Annotated in this window: 6 protein-coding genes; all 6 read right to left on the bottom strand. The window is 69.3% G+C overall.

Going from position 1 to position 5,345, the window contains the following annotated elements; all coding sequences use genetic code 11:
• Nucleotides 1-777: acyl-CoA dehydrogenase (locus tag DYI42_RS23110; protein WP_213549376.1), on the bottom strand; the 777-nt coding region annotated here is incomplete at its 3' end.
• Complete coding sequence (locus DYI42_RS23105; RefSeq protein WP_213549374.1) at nucleotides 774-1,931, bottom strand: acyl-CoA dehydrogenase family protein; 1,158 nt, start codon at nucleotides 1,929-1,931, stop codon at nucleotides 774-776. The genes DYI42_RS23105 and DYI42_RS23110, both read right to left, overlap by 4 nt.
• A complete protein-coding gene (locus tag DYI42_RS23100) occupies nucleotides 1,928-2,815 on the bottom strand; it encodes a MaoC family dehydratase (RefSeq protein WP_213549372.1) in 888 nt (295 codons plus the stop codon). Before DYI42_RS23100 ends, DYI42_RS23105 begins: the two co-directional genes overlap by 4 nt.
• 4 nt (nucleotides 2,816-2,819) lie before the next feature.
• Complete coding sequence (locus DYI42_RS23095; RefSeq protein ID WP_213549370.1) at nucleotides 2,820-3,728, bottom strand: SDR family NAD(P)-dependent oxidoreductase; 909 nt, start codon at nucleotides 3,726-3,728, stop codon at nucleotides 2,820-2,822.
• A 12-nt stretch (nucleotides 3,729-3,740) separates the two neighbouring features.
• Nucleotides 3,741-4,895 (bottom strand): acetyl-CoA acetyltransferase, encoded by a 1,155-nt coding sequence (locus DYI42_RS23090; protein ID WP_213549368.1) that lies wholly within the window; start codon nucleotides 4,893-4,895, stop codon nucleotides 3,741-3,743.
• The gene (locus tag DYI42_RS23085; protein ID WP_213549366.1) at nucleotides 4,892-5,275 is read right to left on the bottom strand and encodes a Zn-ribbon domain-containing OB-fold protein; all 384 of its coding nucleotides are present in this window, start codon (nucleotides 5,273-5,275) and stop codon (nucleotides 4,892-4,894) included. The genes DYI42_RS23090 and DYI42_RS23085 overlap by 4 nt, the downstream gene beginning before the upstream one ends.
• Nucleotides 5,276-5,345 lie beyond the last annotated feature (70 nt).

Raw genomic sequence — 5,345 nt, 5'->3', positions numbered from 1 at the left:
GCGGTCGAGGTCGTCGGGCGCCAGGCCCTCGGCGGCCCGCGTGATCGCGGTGTCAAGCACCGCGCGGCCCATGAGTGTGGCGCTGTAGAGGTCCACCGCCTTGTGTTGCAGCGCCTGGAACTGCCCCAGGCTCTGGCCGAACTGCCGCCGGGTCCGCAGGTGCTCCAGCGTGATATCCTGCATCACCTCAGCATGGGCTAAGAGCTCGGCGCCGACCACCAGCCGACCCTCGGCCAGCACCTGTCGCAGGGCGGCCGACACCGCCGGCCCCTCAGCCAGGGCTTCGGCTTGTGTCGCTTCCAGCACACGCGTGCCGCGTGGATGTCCGTCGACCCGAAGCTGCTCCGCCGCCGTGCCGGGCAGCGCGAACAGCGCCTCGCCCGCCAGCACGAGGTGCAGCTCCGCCGGAGGTACCTGCCAAAGGGTGCCGCTCAGCCGCCCGCTGTCGGCCCGCACCGCGCCCGGCGCGAGTGAAACCAGCCGTCCCTCCGCCAGCGCCTGTATCGGGGAGCTGCCCGGCGCAGCCAGCGCCAACAGCCGCGTCGCAAGGTAGGTTGCAGCCACCGGCTCGGCACGACAGGCACGGGCCAGCCCCCCCGCGATCAGCGCTGCCGCATCGACGCCGAAGCCGAGGCCCCCGGCCTCCTCAGGCAGCGCGCAGGTCAGCCAGCCTTGGGCATGCAGCGCCGCCACCGGCTCGGCCGGCGCTGGCCCGCGGGCATGGCCTGCCACGCTCTCGGCGATCATCCGGGCCGTCTCGGCATCCAGCGCCATCATCGCGCGGCCTCCCGGCCCAGCCCCAGCACACGTCGGGCCAGGATATTGCGATGAATCTCGTTGGCCCCCGAGAAGATCGCCGGCGCCCGGCTTTCGAACCAGGTGAATGCAGGAGCGGGCTGGCCGGGCTCAGGGCTCACATCAACAACACCGCCCTGCCCCGCTGCCTCCAGCGTCCATTCACTGATCCGCTGAAAGGTTTCAGTCGCAGTGATCTTGAGCACCGACACTTCGGTGCCGACATGCCCCTCGGTGCTCACCAGATCGGCGAAGCTGCGGTAGAGATCCTGCCCGTCCAGCACGTCGAACTCCGCCTGCACCAGCCGATCCCGCCACAGCCCGTCGCCCTCCAGCCCGGCGGCTTCCACCGTGGCCACCAGCTCGCCCAGCGCCTTGCGCGCCCGGCGCGGCGAACCGGCCCAGATGCGCTCGAAGCCGAGCAGCGAGCGGGCCACCTTCCAGCCGTCGTCCACCGCGCCTAGGATGCACTCCGTCCCCACCGTCACCCCGTCGAAAAAGACCTCGCAGAAGTCATCCTCGCCGCCGAGGTTCCGGATCGGGCGCACGGTGAGTCCGGGCGTTGCCATGTCGACCAGCACGAAAGTTATGCCGTGCTGCTTGGGCCCGTCCCTTGAGGTGCGCACGAGGCAGAAGCAGTGCGTGGCGTGATGGGCCGAGGTGGTCCAGATTTTCTGGCCGGTGATGGTGATGTGGTCGCCCTCGATAAATCCCGCGCAACGCAGTGATGCGAGGTCGGAGCCCGCACCCGGCTCGGAGTAGCCCTGGCACCAGATCTGCTCGCCCGCCGCGATCTTCGGCAGGTACTCGGCCTTTTGCGCCTCTGTCCCGAAGGCGATGATCGCCGGGCCGAGGTTGCGCACGCCGCTGTCATGCAGCCAGGGAGTTCCTGCCGCCTCCATCTCTTCAATGTACACAAGGTGCCGCTCCGGGGTCAGCGCCATGCCGCCCAGCTCGGCGGGCCAACCCGGCGCGATCATCCCCGCCGCATGCAGCGCCTTGTACCAGGGCATGGTCACCGCCGGGGGCTGGCGCAGCCGCAAGTGGCGCAGTGTCTTGGGGCAGTTCTCCGCAATGAACCCGCGCAGGTGGGCGCGGAAGTCCGCCTCCGCCATAGCGTTCCAGTCACAGCTCATGCGGGCACCATATAGTCGGGCGCGTCATGACCTTCGCCCAACAGGCAGCGCCCGGCGTCCAGCACCGTCACATCCCGCGCCTCGACCCGGGCACGGAAACGGCAGAGGCCGTCCTCCCGCCAGATCTCGAACCGCACCGTCTCGCCCGGGACCACCGGGCGGGAGAACCGCGCCTCGACTGAGCGGAGCCGGGTCTGGTCATAGTCCAGCACGCCCTGCAGCACCGCCCGTGCCGCCAGCCCCCAGGTGCAGAGCCCGTGCAGGATCGGCCGGTCGAAGCCGGCCTTCGCGGCATAGGCGGGCTCGATGTGCAGCGGGTTGCGATCGTTGTTTAGCCGGTAGAGCACCGCCGCCTCGGGCCGGGTCTCGATATCCACCACCACGTCGGGCGCGCGCCCGGGCAACGGCTCGGCCACCGGCGCGATGCCGAACTCCCGGCCGAAGCCGCCGTCGGCCCGGCAGAAGCTGCTGTGCAGGATGCTGGCCACCGCCGCGCCGGTGGCACGGTCATACATCGTCCGTGCCGCGTGGATCAGCGCGCCCTTCTGGCCCTTGTCTTGCACCGCCTGCACCCGAGCCCTCGCCACGAGGTCGCCCTCGGGCGCCAGAGGCTGATGCAGAAACACCCGCTGCTCGCCATGCACGACCTTGTTCAGCGTCACCCCCAGCTCCGGGGCCGCCGTCCAGCGGCCCGGATGGCAGAGGATCGCGGCAAACGTCGGCACCGCGGCGAGATCCTTTTCGTAGACGAACCGGAGCTGACCCGAGCACATCGGATCCTGCCCGAATCCAAGCGTGGCAGCGTAGAGCATGGATTGGTCGGCCAGGTAGCGCTGCTCCAGCAGCGGAAACTCCCAGCCCTCAAGCGCATCGACGTTGAGCATCGGATCAGATCGCCTCCCAGGGAAACACGTCTTTCGTCCGCTCCGCCGGGGTGAAGGCCGACTTCAGCGCACCGGGGAGCTGCGCGGAGAGCTTCTCCACAGTCCAGCCGTCGCCACGGTGCAGGGTGCGGATCGGGCGCGGCTGGTTGTAAAGGTAGACCTCGTTGCCACGCGCCCCGAAGATCTGGCCGGTCACCTCCTTCGCCCCGTCGGAGCACAGGAAGGCCGCGAGGGGGGCGATAAGCTCGGCGCTGGTGCTCTGGCGGCGCTTCTCCAACTCCTCCTCGGACCGGCCCGGAACGCTCTCGATCATCCGGCTGAAGGCGTGAGGCGCAATGCAGTTGGAGCGCACCCCGAAGCGAGCCATGTCGAGCGAGATGCCGCGCGAGAGCCCGACGATCCCCATCTTGGCAGCGGCGTAATTGGCCTGTCCAACCGATCCGATCAGCGCGGCAGTAGAGGTCATGAAAACCAGCGCGCCGCTCTCCTGTGACCGGAAATGCGGCGCGCAGGCAGATGCGATGTTGAAGGCGCCGAAGAGATGGACCCGCAGAACCCGCTCGAAATTCTCCGGCTGCATCTTGTGAAAGATCGCATCGCGCAGGATTCCAGCCGAGTGGATCGCCCCGTCGATCCGTCCGAAGCTGTCGAGCGCGGCGCCCACGATCTTCTGCGCGCCGTCATGCTCGGCCACGCTGTCGCCGCAGGCCACCGCCCGGCCGCCAAGGGCCTCGACCTCGGCCACCACTTCCTGCGCGGGCGTGGCATCCAGCCCATCGCCCTCCAGCGAGGCGCCGATGTCGTTCACAACCACCGCCGCGCCTTCGGCGGCGAGGCAGAGGGCGATGCCCCGCCCAACCCCGCGCCCGGCGCCGGTGACGGCGATGACCTTGCCTTCGAGTTGCTTGCTCATATCTTCTTCCGTTTAGAGGGTTGCTTCGGTGCCGAGCACCAGGGTCGCCTGCGCTGCGAGAACGCCGCCGTTGCCATGGGCAATTGCCGTCTCCGCTCCCGCCACCTGCCGGTCGCCGCAGCTGCCGCGCAGCTGGCGGGTGGCCTCGATCATCAGGAACAGGCCGAACATGCCGGGGTGGCAGTAGGAGAGCCCCCCGCCCGAGGTGTTTACCGGCAGCCGCCCGCCCGGGGCGAGGCCGCCACCGCGCACGAAGGCACCGCCCTCGCCCTTGGGGCAGAAGCCGAGATCCTCGAGGAACAGCAGCGTGGTGATGGTGAAGGCGTCATAAAGCTGCGCCACGTCGATATCCTTCGCCGTCATTCCGGCCATCGCGTAGGCTTGGTCGCCGGAAGCCTTTGCGCCGGTCACGGTAAGGTCGGGCATATTGGTGATCGCATGGTGCTGTTGCGCCTCGCCGTGACCGAGCAGGTAGACCGGCTTTTGCTTCAGTGCTTTGGCCCGGTCCGCCCGCACCATCACCACCGCGCCGCCGCCGTCGGTGACGAGGCAGCAGTCCTTCACCCCGAGCGGAGTGGAGATCATCGGCGCGTTCAGAACGTCCGCCACCGTCAGGTCGCGCCGGTCGAAGGCGACCGGGTTCATCTTGGCCCAGCAGCGCGCCGCCACGGCGATCTCGGCCAGGTCCTCGCGGCAAGTGCCGTACTCCGCTATGTGCCGGCTCGCCGCCAGCGCGTAGCCGCTGATCGGCAGGCGCGGACGAAAGGGGGCATCGTAATCGTTCAGGTCGCGCTGCGGGGTGAACTTGCCGCGCTGGCTGCGCTGGGTCGAGCCGTAGGCGATCACCGCGACGTCGCAGGCCCCGGCCTCCAGCGCCAGTGCGGCATGGGCCGCCAGCGCCTCGAAGCTCGATCCGCCGGTAAAGCTGGAGTCCATGAAGCGCGGCGCGATCCCGAGGTATTCGCACATGCTAATAGTGGGCATTCTGAGCTGGCTCGCGGCGAGGAACAGCCCGTCCACATCCGCCAGCGTGAGCCCTGCATCGTCCAGCGCCCGCACGATGCCCTGGGCAATCAGATCCTGCGGCGTCACCCCCTCGGCCACCTTGCCGAGGTCGCTCTCCGCCACCCCAACGATCGCCGTGCCGCCCCGCGTCGTCCCGCTCATTGCCCTTCCTCCAGGTCGAACACCGGCACCGGCGGCGCCCCGTCCTCGCCGGACACGAAACGCAAGACCACCCGGCGCCCGATCTCCGCAGGATCGCCACTGGCGCCCTCGACCCGGCTCATCATCCGAAAGCCCTCGTCCATGTCGATCAGGGCCACAGTGTAGGGCTCGCCCTTTACCGGGTGGGTCAGGGTAATCGCGTGGATCGCCCCGCGCCCGGCGCTCACCCGCCATTCCAGCGGCGCGCGCCCGCCGAAGGGGCAGATCAGCCGGGGCTGCCACACCGCGCGACCCGCATCGGGGCTCCACTGGTAGGCCAGCCTGCCGTCGCGGGCATGCGCCTCCCAGGCCGCGCGGGGGGATTGCTCTATCTCGTTCATGCGTCCTCCGATAGCCTCTTGGCGCAGGCAGCGCAGGGCTATTCCCTTTGCCCGATCATCACCCCAGCCC

The organism is Vannielia litorea (assembly GCF_018424695.1).
Classification (GTDB): Bacteria; Pseudomonadota; Alphaproteobacteria; order Rhodobacterales; family Rhodobacteraceae; genus Vannielia; species Vannielia litorea_A.
Note: the sequence above shows the minus strand (reverse complement) of the source record. Positions and strands in the feature narration are given on the sequence as shown.

Coding starts and splice junctions, on each gene's coding strand:
- DYI42_RS23105 (WP_213549374.1), bottom strand. CDS start 1,931: ATGAGCTGTGACTGGAACGCTATGGCGGAGGCGGACTTCCGCGCCCAC.
- DYI42_RS23100 (WP_213549372.1), bottom strand. CDS start 2,815: ATGCTCAACGTCGATGCGCTTGAGGGCTGGGAGTTTCCGCTGCTGGAG.
- DYI42_RS23095 (WP_213549370.1), bottom strand. CDS start 3,728: ATGAGCAAGCAACTCGAAGGCAAGGTCATCGCCGTCACCGGCGCCGGG.
- DYI42_RS23090 (WP_213549368.1), bottom strand. CDS start 4,895: ATGAGCGGGACGACGCGGGGCGGCACGGCGATCGTTGGGGTGGCGGAG.
- DYI42_RS23085 (WP_213549366.1), bottom strand. CDS start 5,275: ATGAACGAGATAGAGCAATCCCCCCGCGCGGCCTGGGAGGCGCATGCC.